Raw genomic sequence first — 18216 nt, 5'->3', positions numbered from 1 at the left:
GCCGACCGTTACTTCATCGCATCGGCGAAGCTCTGCACAAACGCAGCGTTATCGATGATGCGATCGTGGGTGGAGTCGATCAGCACCGACTGTTGGACACACCCCTGGCCTACCACCTGCTCCATGGTCGCTTCAATCAATTGGCGATGCTGGCCTGCACGGCTGCCGGCGGCCCACCAGCAGCGGAGCGGCGCCTTGAGCGGTTTGAAGTCGGCGTCCTTGAGCCGCTGGCCCAGGGTGCGGTCTAGCTCCCAGGAGATCTGCGCTTCATCCCCTTCAAGCAAGCTTGCCTTGATTTCCCGGAACGTCTCGCCCAACGCCTCTTCAGCCCAAGCGCCCAGTGCCTGCCATTGCTGCGCTTCATCACTGAAGAATGCCTGGCTGTCCAACCAGGCGGTGCGGATCTGCTGGCTCGACGCCGGGAACATCACCTGCAACAGTTCAACGCGGCGCTGGTTGACCGACAGATCATCGTCATCCGCAATCACCGCTGCGTCCCAGTAAGCCTTGAGCCAGTAAGGTGGCGAGGCATCGATCCAGCCGACCACTTCCACCTCACGCCCGGCTTGCTCCAAGGCATAGGCGACTTCCATGGCCAGGTTACCGCCCATGGACCAGCCCGCGAGACGATAGCGCCCCTCAGGCAACGCATCGAGCAATTGCCCGGTGTAGTCCTCGACCATCGCTTGCCAGCTCGGTACGGCGCTGCCCTCCTCGGCCAACGCGCGGCAGATCACGCCCATCACCGGCCGCCGCTCGCGCAGTGCCAGTCCGATGGCCTTGTAGCAATGCACCGAGCCGTAGCTAGGGTGGAACAGGAACAGCGGCGTGCCTTCGGTCTGGCTGTTGAGCTTGACGATCAGCGACTGCCCCGCGCCGTTGCCCAGGCAATTCACCTGCCCTGCGACCGTGGGGTTAAGCATCAATTGGCTGACCGACAGCGTCTTGCCGGTGGCCTTGCGGATGCGTTCCTTGAGCATCAATACCAGCAGCGAGTGACCGCCCAGTTCAAAGAAGTTGTCATCCAGGCCAACGCGCTCGACATCCAGCACCTCGCCCCAGATCGTTGCAAGGCGCTGTTCCTGCTCGGTGTGTGGCGCGCGGAACACCTGCTGGTGCTGAGACGCGTCGGGCTTGGGCAAGGCCTTGCGGTCCAGTTTGCCGTTCGGGCTCAGGGGCATCTGTTCCAGCAACACCCACTGCGCCGGAATCATGTAGTCGGGTAAATGCGCCGCAAGGTGCGCACTGAGCGGTTCGCGCCAGTGCTCACCGGGCGTTTGCAGCACCAGGTAGCCGACCAGATGCTTGCCATCGACCACCTGCACCGACGCCTCTTGGACTTCAGCGGTTTCGAGGATGCGTGCTTCGATTTCACCCAATTCAATACGCAAGCCACGCAACTTGACCTGATGATCCAGGCGCCCGAGGTATTCGATCACACCGTCGGCGCGCTGGCGCACACGGTCACCCGTGCGGTACAAGCGCGCCCCCGACTCGAACGGCGAGGCAATGAAACGTTCAGCAGTCAGCGCGGGACGGCGGTGGTAGCCGCGCGCCAGGCCCAGGCCGCCCAAGTACAACTCGCCCGCCACGCCGACGGGGACCGCTTGCAACTGGGCATCCAACACGTAGGTCTGCAGATTGGCGATCGGCTGGCCGATGGGTACCGTGTCGCGTTGTTCATCGATGCAGGTCCAGTGGGTCACGTCGATGGCCGCTTCCGTCGGCCCGTACAGGTTGTACAGGCTGGCCGCAGGCAATTTGGCAAAGACCTGTTGCTGCGCGTCCACCGGCAACGCTTCACCGCTGCATACAATGCGGCGCAAGCTCTGGCAACTGGAGACCGCCGCATCCTGCATGAACGCCTGCAGCATCGATGGCACAAAGTGCAGCGTCGTCACCTGTTCGGCGTTGATCAGCGCCACCATCCTCGCCGGATCACGGTGATCCCCCGGCGCCGCGACCACCAGGCGCGCACCGGTCATCAACGGCCAGAAGAACTCCCAAACCGACACGTCGAAGCTGAACGGTGTCTTCTGCAACACCGTATCGCGAGGGGTCAAGTCGTAGGCCTCTTGCATCCAGCACAAGCGGTTGGTCAATGCCGAATGGCGGTTGCCCGCGCCCTTGGGCTGGCCGGTGGAGCCGGAGGTGTAGATCACATACGCGAGGTTCTCGCCGTCCAGCGCAAGGCCGGGATTGGTGTCAGGGAAGTCTTCGAACCCAGAGCCGCCCAGCAACAGGCATTCGATGCCTTCGGCACGCGGTAGTTGTTCCAGCAGGTGGGACTGGGTCAACAGCAGCTTCACGCCGCTGTCTTCAAGCATGTACGCCAGGCGCTCAGGCGGGTAATCCGGGTCCAGCGGCACATAGGCACCGCCGGCCTTGAGCACGGCGAGCAGGCCGACCACCATCTCGATGGAACGCTCCACGACCAATCCGACCAACACGTCCGGCCCGACGCCAGCCTGGATCAAGCGATGGGCAAGACGGTTGGCGCGCCGGTTCAAGTCGGCATAGCTCAGGCGCTGCGCGGCGAAGACCAGTGCGGGGGCATCCGGCGTCTGCGCAACCTGCGCTTCGATCAATTGATGCACCGGCTGTTGTGGATAGTCGCGCGCCGTGGCATTCCATTGCCTTACGAGGGTCTGCTGTTCGACAGGCTCCAGCAGCGGCAACTGGCTGACCCGCTGTTGCGGATCATCCAGCATGCCCCACAACAGGTTCTGCCAATGGGCCAGCATGCGCTCGAGAACGGCGGGCGCAAACAGGTCGGTCGCGTACGTCAGGGTGGCGTGGATACCCTCCGCCGAAGCCTGGGTGTCCAGGCTCAGGTCGAACTGCGCGGTCTGGCTGCCCCAATCCAGCCCTTCTACGCGCAAGTCCGGCAGTGACTGCCCCGACGTCATCAACCCCGCCTCACTCTGGTGGTTGAACATCACCTGGAACAGCGGGTTATGGCTGAGGCTGCGCTCTGGTTGCAGGGCCTCCACCAACTGCTCGAACGGCAGGTCCTGATGGCTCTGGGCGTCCAGGCTGCGGCGCTTGACCTGCTGCAACAATTGGCCGACAGAGAGCTGCCCATCGATATCCGCCTTGAATACCTGAGTGTTAACGAAGAACCCGACAAGGCGTTCCACCTCAACCCGGCTGCGGTTGGCGATTGGCACACCGACGCGGATGTCCTGCTGGCCACTGTAGCGGTACAGCAGACTCTGGAAAGACGCCAGCAACACCATGAACAACGTGACGCCTTCACGCTGCGCCAGAGCATTGAGCCCGGCGGCCAGCGCGGGCGGCAAATCAAGTTGCAGGCTGGCGCCACGGTAGCTTTGCAGCGCCGGCCGCGCATTCGCAGTGGGCAGTTCAAGTACCGGCTGTTCGCCGCCTAACAGTTGCTGCCAATACGCCAATTGACGTTCGCGCTCGCCCGCCGCCATCCACTGGCGCTGCCAGTGCGCGTAATCGGCGTATTGCAGCGCCAGTTCCGGCAACTGCGGCGTCTGGCCCTGGCTGTAGGCGGCGTATAGCTGTACCAACTCATCGACCATCACTTGCATCGACCAGCCGTCTGTCACGATGTGATGCTGCACCAGCACCAGTACATGTTCATCGTCAGTCAGGCGCAGCAAGGTGACGCGCAGCAGGGGGCCACTCTGCAAGTCGAAGGGCCGGGCAATCTCGGCTTCGACCTGCTGTTGAAGATGGGCGGCGTCGGCATCTGCCCGTGCAATCACCAGCGCAGTGGCTGGGCGAATCACTTGAACCGCACGCTCGCCATCCTGGTAGACCTGGGTACGCAGGCTCTCATGACGCAGCACCAGTGCGTCGAAGCTGCGCTGCAAGGCCTGTTGGTCCAAGTGCCCGTTCAGGCGTAACACGCTGGGAATATGGTAAGCCGCGCTGTGCGGGTCCAGTTGCCAAAGGAACCACTGGCGTTCCTGAGCAAACGACAGCGCCAACGGCTGGTCACGCCCGACCGCCAGCATCGGCGGCGCCAGCGTCTGGTCCGCAGCCTGCAAGGCCAACACAAAGCCTTCCAACTGCGGCGCCTCGAACAAGGTGCGCAAGGCGACCTCTCGTCCAAGCAGTTGACGCACACGCGAGATCACCTGCATGGCCAGCAACGAATGCCCGCCAAGCTCGAAGAAGTGATCGTTCAGGCCGATGCGCTCGGCCCCCAACACCTGCGCCCAGATCGCCGCGACCTGCTGCTGCAACGGCGTTACCGGCTCAACCCAGACGCCTTGCGACTGCGCGGTGTCCGGCTGCGGCAGGCCCTTGCGGTCGAGCTTGCCGTTGGGGGTCAATGGCATTTGTGCGAGGAACATGAAGTGCGTGGGCACCATGTAATCCGGCAGATGGGTTTTCAGCGCACGGCGCAAGGTTTCGCGCAATTGGGTTTCATTGGCGAGTGGGCCCTCGGCCGGCACGACATACGCCACCAGTTGTTTGCCGGTCGGACCGTCCTGGGCGACCACCACGGTTTCGCCAACGTTGTCCTGCTCACGCAGGCGCGCTTCGATCTCGCCCAGTTCGATGCGGAAACCACGGATCTTCACCTGATGATCGACACGCCCGAGGTAATCCACCACGCCATCCGGACGGCCACGGGTCAGGTCGCCGCTGCGATACACGCGGCTGCCAGGTTTGCCGAATGGGTCCGGCACAAAACGCTCGGCAGTCAGTGCCGGCCGTTCCAGATAACCCCGTGCCACGCCTTCGCCGCCCAGGTACAACTCGCCAGCTACGCCAATGGGTTGCAGGTTGAGTTGCGAGTCCAGCACGTAGCCGCTGCGGTTGCCCAACAGCGTGCCGATAGGCGCGTAGACGGCACCGCAGGGATCGCCACGGCGGGCTTTCCATAGCAACGGTGTGACCACGGTTTCAGTCGGGCCGTAACCGTTGAACAGGTAAGTCGGCTTGAGTGCGCGCCAGGCCAGGTCGTAGCTGGCCTGGGCTACCGCATCACCGCCAAAGCAGTACACACGCACCTTGGGTGGGTTGCCGTCACGCTCGGCATGCTCGGCCAACTGTTGCAGGTACACCGGCGGGAACACCGCCATGGTCACGTTGTGACGATGCATTTGTGCGTAGGTGTATTCGGGCAGCCACAGGCTGTCGTCACGGACCAGCACGCTGGCGCCATTGATCAGCGGGTGCATCCAGCCTTCGTGGGAGCCGTCGAAGGCGAACGACATGAAGTGCAGTTCGCAGTCAGCCGGCGATGTTTCATAGCGCTCGCCGGTGGCGATGATGTGCGCCACCAAAGGACCGTGGGACACCGCCACGCCCTTGGGCATGCCGGTGGAGCCGGAGGTGTAGATCACGTAGGCCAGGTTATCGCCGTCCAGCTTCACGTCCGGCGCAGTGTCGCGGTAATCGGCCCAGTCTTCGGTGCGATCAATCGCCAGGGTGTCCAAGCCCTCGGGAATCGGCAGTTGCTGCAACGCGCGGCTATGGGTCAGCAACAATTGCGCACGGCTGTCTTGCATCATGTACAGCAGGCGGTCACGCGGGTATTCGATGTCCAGCGGCACATACACGCCACCGGCTTTCATCACCGCAAGGAACGCCACCAGGCTTTCGGCGCTGCGTGGCATGGCAATCGCCACGCGCACTTCCGGGCCGACGCCACGGGCGATCAAGGCATGGGCCAGGCGGTTGGCCTGGCTGTCCAGCTCGCCATAGCTCAGGGTTTGCGCGTCGAATTTGACGGCGATCGCCTGGGGGTTTTCCCTGGCGCGATCGGCTACCAATTCATGCACAAGACGCTCGGCCGAGAAGCCTGCATCTGCCTGGTTCCACAGTTGAAGAATGTGTTGCTGCTCATCAAAGTCAAGCAGGTTCAATTGGCTGATGGGCTGTTGTTGATCGGCAACCATTGCCTGCAACAGGTTCTGCCAATGCCGCGCCATGCGTTCGATAGTCGACGCTTCGAACAGATCGGTTGCATACCCCAGCGACGCCCAGAGTCCGTCCGGACTTTGCTGGACATCCAGGTCAAGGTCGAAATGGGCGGTACGCCGGTCCCACGCCAAGCCTTCGATGCGCAACTGCGCCAGCGCCTGGGGTTCATCACCGGTGCGACCTTCGGCCTGGTAGTTGAACATCACCTGGAACAGCGGGTTGAGACTCAGGCTACGCTCGGGCTGCAAGGCTTCGACCAGTTGCTCGAACGGCAGGTCCTGGTGCGCCTGGGCTTCCAGCGCGCGCTGCTTGACCTGGGCCAGTAACTGGGCAACGGTGGTTTGCCCATCGATATCGGCCTTGAGCACCTGGGTATTGACGAAAAAGCCGATCAGCCGCTCGGTCTCGACCCGGTTGCGGTTGGCGATCGGCACACCGACCCGAATGTCCTGCTGGCCGCTGTAGCGGTGCAACAAGGTCTGGAACGAGGCCAGCAGCAACATGAACAGGGTCACGCCCTGCGCCTGGGCCAAGGCCTTGAGCTCGGCGGCCAGGGTGGTCGGCAGCGCTACGTCCAGGCGCGCGCCGCGATGGCTCTGTTGTGCCGGACGCTGATGGTCGAACGGCAATTCCAGCACGGGTTGTTCACCGCCGAGCAGGTCACGCCAGTAATCGAGCTGGCGGGCTTTTTCCCCAGCCTCCATCCAGGTGCGTTGCCACACGGCATAGTCGGCGTACTGGATCGGCATACCCGGCAGGTCTGGCGCCCGGCCCTGGCTGAATGCGGCATACAACTGCACCCACTCATCGACCATCACTTGCATCGACCAACCATCGGACACTATGTGATGCTGCACCAGCACCAACACATGGTCGTCTTCGGCCAGGCGCAGGAGGGTCACGCGCAACAACGGCCCCTCTTGCAAATCGAATGGCCGGGCGATCTCGGCCTCGACCTGGGCCTGGAGATCGGCCTCGTTGACCTCGCCCAACCTGATCGGCAAGGCGGCGTCAGTTCGAATCACTTGCCGCGCGCCCTCCGGCTGCACTTGCACATGGGTGCGCAGGCTTTCATGGCGCGCCACCAGGGCCTCGAAACTGCGCTGCAGCGCCGAGACATCCAAAGCCCCCTTGAGGCGCAAGGCGCTGGGGATATGGTACGCAGCGCTGTCCGGGTCCAACTGCCAGAGAAACCACTGGCGCTCCTGGGCGTAAGACAGCGGCAGTGGGTGTTCGCGGCCGACCGCCAGCAGCGGCGGCGCCTGCTCACCTTCCGGCGCCTCCAGTGCGTGCAGTGTGGCGGCAAAACCTTCAAGGCGCGGTTGCTCGAACATCAGTTTCAGCGGGACTTCACGCCCCAGTGCATGACGCAGGCGCGACACCACCTGCATCGCCAACAACGAATGCCCGCCCATCTCAAAGAAGTGGTCAGTCAGCCCTACCCGCTCGGCGCCGAGAATATCGGCCCACACTGCGGCGACTTGCTGCTCCAGTTCGGTGACCGGCGCGACCCACACCTGCTGCGATTGGCTGGCATCCGGCTTGGGCAGTGCCTGGCGGTCCAGCTTGCCATTCGGGTTCAGCGGCATGCGTTCAAGGAAGATCAGGTGCGCAGGCACCATGTAATCCGGTAATTGTTCACGCAGGATCGACTTGAGCGCTTCGGCGTCGTTTTGCTCGGCAACCAAATAAGCAACGAGCTGGTTGTCGGCCGCCAACACCAGCGTCTCACGCACGCCCGCCTGGGCCAGCAACAGCGCTTCGATTTCACCCAGCTCGATGCGGAAACCACGGATTTTCACTTGATGGTCGACCCGGCCGACGTACTCGATTACTCCGTCAGCGCGGTAGCGTGCCAGGTCGCCGGTACGGTACAGACGCTCGCCGGCCTCACCGAAAGGGTCCGGCACAAAACGCTCAGCCGTCAGCAACGCACGGTTCAGATAGGCACGCGCCAGGCCACAGCGGCTGCCGATATACAACTCGCCCACGGCGCCCAACGGTGCCAGGTTCAGATCGCGATCCAGTACATACAACGCGCGACCTGGCAGCGAGCGGCCAATCGGGCTGGCGGTGGCGCCGATCAGTTCGGTGCCCGCCGTGCAGTCCAGCACGCTCGATACCACGGTGGCTTCGGTCGGCCCATAGGTGTTGAGCAAACGCACATGGCCGAGCCCGGCGTTCAACCACTGTGCCGGACCGTCCAGCGGCATGGCTTCGCCGCCGATGTGGATCTGGCGAAGCGCGCCGTAGGAGCGCGGGCCGGCGGCCAGGCAGTCGAGCAGAAACAGGTTCCAATAGGCGGTCGGCAAGTCGGCCAGGGTAATGCCCTGGGCGATGATTTCATCGTACAACCGCGCGCTGTCCCACAACTCCGGACCGCGCAGCACCACGGTGGCGCCGTGGGTCAATGCCGGGTACAGCTGCTCGACGAAACCGTCGAAGTTGAGGGTCGCGAATTGAAGCACGCGATCCTCACGGGTCAACCGTGAATAACCCGCGGCAATGCTGGAAAACTCGGTGAGTGCCGCATGGTTGATCGCCACGCCCTTGGGCTTGCCGGTGGAGCCCGAGGTATAGATTACGTAGGCCAGGTTTTGCGGCGAGACCGCTACCTGCGGGTCGCGCTCAGGGCACAGCGCCAGGCGCGCATCCGCCAAGTCCAGCGTCGCCATGCCTTCGGGCAATGGCATCGGCACATGGGCCTGGGTCAGCACCAGGCGCACGCCGCTGTCTTCGAGCATATGCAGCAGGCGTTCACGCGGGTATTGCGGGTCCAGCGGCACGTAGGCGCCGCCAGCCTTGAGCACCGCCAGCAGGCTCACCACCATATCGAACGAGCGCTCGACCGCTACGCCCACCAACACTTCCGGGCCAATGCCCAGACTGATCAAGTGATGGGCCAGACGGTTTGCCTGACGGTTCAGCTCAGCGTAACTGATGGACTTATCGTCCAGGCACAAGGCAACCGCGTCGGGATGCTGCTGAACCTGGGCTTCAAACAATCCCTGTACACCCACAAGGTCCTCAAACGCCGCCGCGCTGTGGTTCCAGTCTTGCAACAACCGGCGTTGCTCGTCGTCGACCAGCATCGCGAGTTGCGCAATGCGATTGCCGGCGCGCCCGACCACTGAACGCAACAACGTTTGCCAATGCTCAGCCATGCGCTGCACGGTCGCCACGTCGAACAGGTCAGTGGCATAGGTCAGCGACGCCCAAATGCCTTCGGGCGATTCCTGGGTATCCAGGCTCAGGTCGAACTGCGCACTCAGGCTGTCCCACTCCAGGGTTTCCACCGCCAGCCCCGGCAACTGCTGCTCACCACGTACCCGACGGCCTTCGGTCTGATGGTTGAACATCACTTGGAACAGTGGGTTGTGGCTCAGGCTGCGCTCGGGCTGCAAGGCCTCCACCAACTGTTCGAACGGCAGGTCCTGATGACTCTGGGCCTCCAGCGCACGTTGCTTGACCTGGGCTAGCAACTGACGGAAGGTCATTTGCCCGTCGATGTCGGCCTTGAGTACCTGGGTATTGACGAAAAAGCCGATCAACCGCTCGGTTTCCGACCGATTGCGGTTGGCAATCGGCACGCCAATGCGGATGTCCGACTGCCCGCTGTAGCGATACAACAGGGTCTGGAACGACGCTAGCAACAACATGAACAGCGTCACGCCTTCGCGCTGGGCCAACGCCTTGAGGCCCGTGACCAGTGCTGCGTCCAGGCCAATGTCCAGGCGCGCACCGCGATAGCTCTGCACGGCCGGACGCGGGTGATCAAGCGGCAACTCCAACACAGGCTGCTCGCCGCCTAACCGCTCGCACCAATAACCGAGCTGACGCTCCTTTTCGCCGGCTTCCATCCAACTGCGCTGCCACAAGGCGTAGTCCGGGTATTGAATCGGCAAGTCCGGCAGGCGCAGGTCTTGGCCCTGGCTGTAGGCGACGTACAACTGCACCAGTTCGTCGACCATCACCTGCATCGACCAACCATCGGAGACGATGTGGTGCAACACCAGCACCAACACGTGATCATCGGGCGCCACCTGCAGCAACTTGACCCGCAGCAGCGGGCCTTGTTGCAGATCAAAGGGCTTGGCGACCTCCGCTTGCACCTGCGCTTCAAGCTGCGCGGCGTCACCCGTTTCGAGGGGGATATCCAGCTGCAATTCAGGCCTGACCACTTGCAGCACCTGGTCAAGATCCTCATGCAAGTAGGTGCGCAGGCTTTCGTGGCGGGCGATCAGGCTGTCGAAGCTGCGTTGCAAGGCCGCCCGGTCAAGGCGGCCTTTCAACCGCAGGGCGCGCGGCAGGTGGTAGGCGGGGCTTTGCGGCTCCAACTGCCACAAAAACCACTGGCGCTCCTGGGCATAAGAGAGTCGAAGGGGTTCACCTTCCTGACGCTTGAAAACCGGGGCAATCTCAAACAGGTTGATGCCTTGCTGCTTGAGCATTACCGCCAACGCTTTCTTTTGTTGCGCCGAAAGTGACCCTACCGACTCGATTAATGCTTGCACGCCACGCCCCTCAGGAAATCAATTTATCCAAATCTTCTGCTGATAGACGTTTGAGGGCCTCCAAGGATTTAGCCAATGCGTCCTGCACCGGCGAATTATTTGTTTGCTGGGCGGCGACATGGGCACTGAACTCGGCCAGGGTCGGCGTGGTGAAAATCGATTTGACGTCGAATTCGGCGTGCAACTGCTCGCGCAGGCGCACCACCACCTGGGTTGCCAGCAGGGAATGCCCGCCCAGCTCGAAGAAGTTGTCGTGCAGGCCCACCCGCTCCACATCCAGCACTTCGGCCCAGATCGCGGCAATCTGTTGCTCCAGTTCGCTGTTCGGCGCGACGTACTCCCGGGCTTGCAGGCTGGCGTCGGCTTTCGGCAGGGCTTTGCGGTCCAGCTTGCCGTTGGGGCTCAGGGGCATCTGCTCCAACACCATCCACTGGGCCGGGACCATGTAGTCCGGCAGCTGTTGCGCCAGATGGGCGCTTAGCACATCGCGCCAGTCGTCATCGGCGTTTTGCAGCACCAGGTAGCCCACCAGGAACTTGCCATCCACCGCCAGTACGGCGGCCTCACGCACCCAGTCGTGTTCCAGCAGGCGCGCTTCGATTTCGCCCAACTCGATGCGCAGGCCACGCAGCTTGACCTGATGGTCGATACGCCCGGCGTACTCGATCACACCGTCTTCGCGGTAACGCGCCAAGTCGCCCGTTCGGTACAGGCGCTCGCCCTTGACGAACGGGTGGGCAACAAAACGCTCGGCAGTCAGTGCTGGACGACGATGGTAACCCCGCGCCAGGCCGATGCCGCCCAGGTACAACTCGCCCAGCACGCCGACCGGCACCGGCTCGAAGTTGCTGTCGAGGATGTAGCACCCGAGATTGGCAATCGGGCGACCAATCGGCACTGCATCGCGGCCTTCATCGACACAGGTCCAGTGGGTCACGTCGATGGCGGCTTCGGTCGGACCATACAGGTTGTAGAGCCCGGCCTGGGGCAGCTTGGCGAAGACCTGCTGCTGGGCGTCCACCGGCAAGGCCTCGCCGCTGCACACGATGCGGTGCAGGGTGTGACAGGTCGCAACCGTCGGGTCTTGCAGGAAGGCCTGCAACATCGACGGCACAAAGTGCAGCGTGGTGACCTGTTCTGTATTGATCAGCTTGATCAACTTGGCCGGATCCCGGTGAGCGCCCGGCGCCGCAACCACCAGGCGTGAGCCAGTCATCAGCGGCCAGAAGAACTCCCACACCGAAACGTCGAAGCTGAACGGGGTCTTTTGCAACACGGTATCGCTCACATCCAGGCCGTAAGCCTCCTGCATCCACTGCAGACGGTTGGCCAGGGCCGAATGACGGTTGCCGGCGCCTTTGGGTTGGCCGGTGGAGCCTGAGGTGTAGATCACATAGGCGAGATTTTCGCCGTTCACCACAATTTCAGGATTGGCGTCGCTGTAGCCTTCGAACGCGGCTTCACCCAGCACCAGGCTATTCAAGCCTTGCGGAATCGGCAGTTGCTCAAGCAGATGCGCCTGGGTCAGCAGCAGTTTCACGCCGCTGTCGTCGAGCATGTACGCCAAACGATCACGCGGGTATTCCGGGTCCAGCGGCACATAGGCGCCACCGGCCTTAAGCACCGCAAGCAGGCCTACCACCATTTCAATCGAACGCTCTACCGCCAGGCCCACCAGCACGTCCGGGCCCACACCGGCCTCGATCAATCGATGAGCCAGGCGATTGGCACGCCGGTTCAGCTCGTCATAGCTCAAGCGCTGCTCGGCAAACACCAGCGCAGCAGCGTCCGGCGTGCGCGCCACCTGTTGTTCAATCAGTTGATGCACACAGTGCTGTAACGGGTAGTCCTGCGCCGTGGCGTTCCAGTCAACGACCACTTGTTGACGTTCAGCCAGCTCCAACATTGCCAGGTCGCCCAGGCGTTGTTGGTCGCCGTCGAGCATGGCTTGCAGCAGGTTGACCAGGTGGCGGCCATAGGTTTGCACTGTGACTGCGTTGAAATGCGCACGCGCAAAGCTGAATTGCACAGACAGCGTGTCACCGACATCCACCAGCACCGTCAGCGGAAAGTTGGTTTGTTCGCGAGAATCCGGCAGGCCGAAACGGATGCCACTGCCACCGCCCTGCTCCAGGGCCTTGGACACCGGATAGTTTTCAAACACCAGGATGTTGTCGAACAAGGCTTCACCGCCCTGCCCGGCCCAGCGCTGGATATCGTACAGCCCGGTGTGTTCATGCTCACGCAACGCCAGGTTCTGCGCCTGCACCGCTTGCAGCCAGTCGGCCACGGTCTGCTGGGCGTCCACCGCGCAGATCACCGGCAGGGTGTTGATGAACAGCCCGATCTGCTGCTCCACCCCCGCCAACTCTGCCGGGCGCCCGGCCACGGTGGCACCGAAGGACACCACCGGCTGCCCGCTATGGCGCTGCAACAGGACCAGCCACGCCGCCTGGATCAGGGTGTTGAGCGTGACCTTGTGATTGCGCGCGAAGGCTTCAAGCCGTTCAGTCAGTGCGCGATCCAGGCTGAGCTGATGCTCGCCATGCCCGTCCGCCGCCGTCGGCTGGCTGCTGCCCAGGCGCGTGGGTGCTTGCAGAACGCTCAGTTGTTCGCGCCAGAAAGTTTCAGTCGCTGCGGCATCACGCTGCTGCAGCCAGCCGATGTAGTCGCGATAACGCCCGGCCGCTTCAGGCACTGCGACACCGGCATAACGTTGCAGCACTTCGCCGAACAGCCGCGAATTGCTCCACCCATCCATCAAGATGTGATGGCTGGTGTAGATCAGTTCATGGCGTTGCTCATCGGTGCGCACCAGCACCAGGCGCACCAGGGGCGCCTTGGCCAGATCGAAGCCCTGGCGGCGCTGGGCCTCCTGAAGGTTCTGCAATTCCAGTTCGCGCTCCGGCATCGCGCGCCAATCGAGGTGTTCGATCGGCAACCGAGCCTCGCGATAGACCACTTGGCACGGCCATTCGAGCTGGCCCTCCCAAAAGAACCCGCTGCGCAGTACATCGTGGGCTTGCACCGTGGCATCCCAAGCTTGCTGGAACCGCGCCACGTCCAGGCCATCGGCCGTCACGCGGATCTGGTTGATGTAGTCGCCGGCAGTCTGTTCATACAGGGTGTGGAATAACATGCCCTGCTGCATCGGCGACAGGGTGTAGATGTCTTCAACGGCATCGGCGACCAACGGCAGGGATTCCAACTGCTGCTGGTTCAGGCGCGACAACGGGAAGTCGGACGCCGTCACGCCGTTGTTGCCAGGCGTGCAGCAGTGTTCAACCAATGCGGTCAGTTCGCGGGTGAAGGCCTGGCTCAAGGCTTCGATCTGCGGCGCGTCGAACATCAGCGGGCTGAAGGTCCAACCCATTTGCAGTTCGCCGCCGTACACCTGGCCGTTGAGGGTCAACCAGTTGCCCAGTGGCGCATCTGGGCTCTGTTCGGCGCCAGCGTGTTCGGAAGCTGGTGTGAACAGGCCGTCGGGCTGGTCAAAGCTGCCGTCGAACTGGCCCAGGTAGTTGAAGGTTATGCGCGGCACCGGCAGCGCGCTGAACGCCCGGCGCGTGGCGTCGTCACCCAGGTAACGCAGCGCGCCGAAACCCAGGCCTTTGTCCGGCACGGCACGCAGTTGCTCCTTGACCTGTTTGATCGAGGTGGCCAGGGATTCGGCCGGGGTCAGGCGCACCGGGAACAGGCTGGTGAACCAGCCCAGGGTGCGGGTCAGGTCGATGTCGTCGAACAGGTCTTCACGGCCATGGCCTTCCAGCTGGATCAGGCTGGAGGCTTGCCCGGTCCATTGACAGATGACGCGTGCCAAGGCGGTCAGCAGCAGATCGTTGATCTGAGTGCGATACGCCGTGGGCGCCTGTTGCAGCAATTGCCGGGTGCGCTCGGCATCCAGTTGGCTGACCACCGTCTGGGCCAGACGGCCGGGACGTGCGCCTTGCGGATCACGGCAGGGCAAATCGGCAGGCACGCCTTGCAGCTGTTGCAGCCAGAAGGCTTTTTCCGGCTCGATCGATTCGCTGCGGGCATGCGCCTGCAAACGCTCGGCCCAGGTCTTGAACGAAGACGTTTTGGCCGGCAATTTCTGCTGGCGATACAGGCTTTGCAGGTCCTCGAGGAACACCCGCCAGGAGACACCGTCCACTACCAGGTGGTGCATGATCAACAGCAGACGCTGGGAGCCGTCAGCCATTTCTGCGAGTACCGCACGCAATAATGGGCCTTGTTGCAGGTCGAGGCTGCGCTGGGCGCGCTCGCACAGGGCTTGCAGTTCGGCGGCGTCCTGCACGCTGGCCTGCCATAGCAGTGTTGCAGGTTGCGCATCATGCCGCGCAGTCCAGCCTTCGGCTTGCTGGCTGAAACTCAGGCGCAGCACGTCGTGGTGCAGGGTGAGCACTTGCAGCGCAGCTTCCAATGGCTCGGCCAGCAGAGGCTGGCGTGGCGTCAGCAGCAAGGACTGGTTCCAGTGATGCCGGTCCGGCAGGTGCATGTCGAAGAACAGTTGCTGGAACGGCAGCAACGGCGTCGCGCCCTGCACCGGGCCCTGGTCGATCACCTGTGCCGTCTGCAACTGCGCCACGCGGGCCAGGCTGCGCACCGTCTGGTGCTGGAACAGCGCCTTGGCGGTGAAATGGATACCGGCCGCCCGAGCGCGGCTGACCACCTGGATGGAGATGATCGAATCACCCCCACGCTCGAAGAAATTGTCGTTCAAACCCACCTGCTCAACGCCCAGCACGTCAGCCCAAATCGCGGCGATCTGTTGCTCCAGCGCACTGTGCGGCGCTTCGTAGTGGTGAGTGGTTTCGGGTTTGGGCAGCGCCTTGCGGTCCAGCTTGCCGTTGGGGCTCAGGGGCATCTGCTCCAGCAGCACCCATTGCGCGGGCACCATGTAGTCCGGCAAGTGCTGGCCAAGATGGACGCCCAGCACGTCACGCCAGTCATCGCTGGCATTTTGCAGCACCAGGTAGCCGACCAGGTATTTACCGTCAACCGCCAGCACGGCGGCCTCACGCACCCAGTCGTGCTCCAGCAGGCGCGCTTCGATTTCGCCCAATTCGATGCGCAGGCCACGCAGCTTGACCTGATGGTCGATACGCCCGGCGTACTCAATCACGCCGTTGTCGCGGTAGCGCGCCAGGTCGCCGGTGCGGTACAGGCGTTCGCCCTTGACGAACGGGTGAGCGACAAAACGTTCAGCGGTGAGCGCCGGTCGACGGTGGTAACCCCGCGCCAGGCCGATACCGCCCAGGTACAACTCGCCCAGCACGCCCACCGGCACCGGTTCGAAGTTGCTGTCGAGGATGTAGCAACCGAGGTTGGCAATCGGACGGCCGATCGGCACCGCATCGCGGCCTTCGTCCGCGCAAGTCCAGTGGGTCACGTCGATGGCCGCTTCAGTCGGGCCGTACAGGTTGAAGAGTCCGGCGTGCGGCAGCTTGGCGAAGACCTGTTGCTGGGCATCCACCGGCAAGGCCTCGCCACTGCACACAATGCGTTGCAGGCTCTGGCAGGTCGACACCGCCGGATCCTGCAGGAAGGCCTGCAACATCGACGGCACAAAGTGCAGCGTGGTGACCTGTTGGTGATTGATCAGGTTGATCAGCTTGGCCGGATCACGGTGATCACCCGGCGCGGCGACCACCAGGCGCGCGCCAGTCATCAGCGGCCAGAAAAACTCCCACACCGACACATCGAAGCTGAACGGGGTCTTTTGCAGCACGGTATCGCCGGCGTCCAGCCCATAGGCTTCCTGCATCCATTGCAGGCGGTTGAGCAACGCCGAATGACGGTTGCCCGCGCCTTTTGGCTGACCGGTGGAACCTGAGGTGTAGATGACATAGGCCAGGTTTTCGCCATCCAGGGCAATGCTGGGGTTGGCGTCGCTGTAGCCTGAGCAATCCGATTCACCCAACACCAGGGTTTCCAGGCCTTGGGGAATCGGCAACTGATCACGCAGATGCGCCTGGGTCAGCAGCAGTTTCACGCCACTGTCTTCCAGCATGTACGCCAAGCGATCACGCGGGTATTCGGGGTCCAGCGGCACATAGGCGCCCCCGGCCTTGAGTACGGCCAGCAAGCCGACCACCATGTCGATCGAGCGCTCCACGGCCAACCCTACCAGCACGTCCGGCCCTACGCCGGTTTCAATCAGGCGATGGGCCAAGCGGTTGGCGCGGCTATTCAGTTGGGCGTAGCTCAGGGACAGGTCGTTGAAGCACAACGCCGGCGCATCTGGCCGTGCCAGCGCTTGGGCTTCGATCAACTGGTGCACCCACTGCCCTTGCGGATAGCCGCGCTCGGTGGCGTTCCATTGATACAGGATGTGCTCGCGCTCATGGGCGTCGAGCGTCGCCAGGTCCTGCAAAGGCAATGCGCTGTTCGCCACCGCGTCACGCAGCAGGCCCAGCCAATGCTCACCCATCCGCGCGACAGTCGCGGCGCTGAACAGGTCGGTGGCATAGGTCAACGAGGCCCAGATGCCCTCGCCGCTTTCCTGGGTATCCAGGCTCAGGTCGAACTGGGCGCTGTGGCTGTCCAACTCCAGGTTGGCCACGCTCAGGCCAGGCAGTTGCTGTCCTGCGGAATGCGAACGGGCCTGATGGTTGAACATCACCTGGAACAGCGGGTTGTGGCTCAGGCTGCGCTCGGGTTGCAGCGCTTCCACCAATTGTTCGAAGGGCAGGTCCTGGTGGGCCTGGGCCTCCAACGCACGGCGCTTGGTGTGCTGCAGCAACTGGGCAAAGCTCATCTGGCCATCGAGGTCGGCCTTGAGTACTTGCGTATTGACGAAGAAGCCAATCAGCGACTCGGTCTCGACGCGGTTGCGGTTGGCAATCGGCACGCCGACGCGAATATCCGGCTGGCCGCTGTAGCGGTACAGAAACGCTTGGAAGGACGCCAGCAACAGCATGAACATCGTCACGCCTTCGCGCTGGGCCAGGGCCTTCAACCCCTCGACCAATGCCGGTTCCAGCGCAATATCCTGACGCGCGCCACGAAAGCTCTGTTGCGCCGGGCGTGGCTGGTCGAACGGCAGTTCCAGTACCGGCTGCGTGCCGCTGAGCAGTTCACGCCAATAGGTCAACTGACGGGCCTTCTCCCCCGCTTCCATCCAACTGCGTTGCCATAGCGCGTAGTCGGCGTACTGGATCGGCAGCGGCGCCAAGGCACAGTCCTGCCCCTGGCTGTAGGCGGCGTAGAGCTGCATCAGTTCCTGCACCATCACGCCCATCGACCAACCGTCGGAGACGATATGGTGTTGCACCAATACCAGCACGTGCTCCTGGTCACTCAGTGCAAGCAAGCTGACACGCAGCAAAGGCCCCTGCTGCAAATCGAAGGGACGGGCTATTTCAGCTTCTACCGATGCCTTGAGGTTTGCCTCGTCAACCGCGCTTTCAGCGATCTCGATGACAGCCTGTGGGAGTACTGCCTGGGCGCGCTGCTCACCGTCCAGATGCAGACGGGTGCGCAGGCTTTCATGACGTGCCACCAGGGTGTCGAAGCTGCGTTGCAGGGCCGCCTTGTCCAGGCGCCCGCTCAGGCGCAGGGCACCAGGGACGTGATAGGCGGCACTGTCCGGGTCCAACTGCCAGAGAAACCATTGGCGTTCCTGGGCGTAGGACAGCGGCAGGTGCTGGCCGTCCTCGCGGACCGAGGCGATCGGCAGTTGAGCGAAGCTCATGCCCCGGCTTTGCAGGCGCTGGTAAAACTGCTGGCGCTGTTCCAGAGGCAGGCGAAGAAAGCGCGAAACCAGATCGATGTTTGGGTTGGAAAGCAT

At 63.0% G+C, this 18216-nt stretch carries 1 pseudogene; it reads right to left on the bottom strand.

The features are described 5' to 3' along the window. Positions 1 to 8: 8 nt before the first annotated feature. Positions 9 to 18216: pseudogene (locus RB216_RS29960) on the bottom strand (non-ribosomal peptide synthase/polyketide synthase).

The organism is Pseudomonas canadensis (assembly GCF_030980095.1).
GTDB classification, from domain to species: domain Bacteria; phylum Pseudomonadota; class Gammaproteobacteria; order Pseudomonadales; family Pseudomonadaceae; genus Aquipseudomonas; species Aquipseudomonas canadensis.
This window is presented reverse-complemented; position numbering and strand designations above follow the sequence as displayed.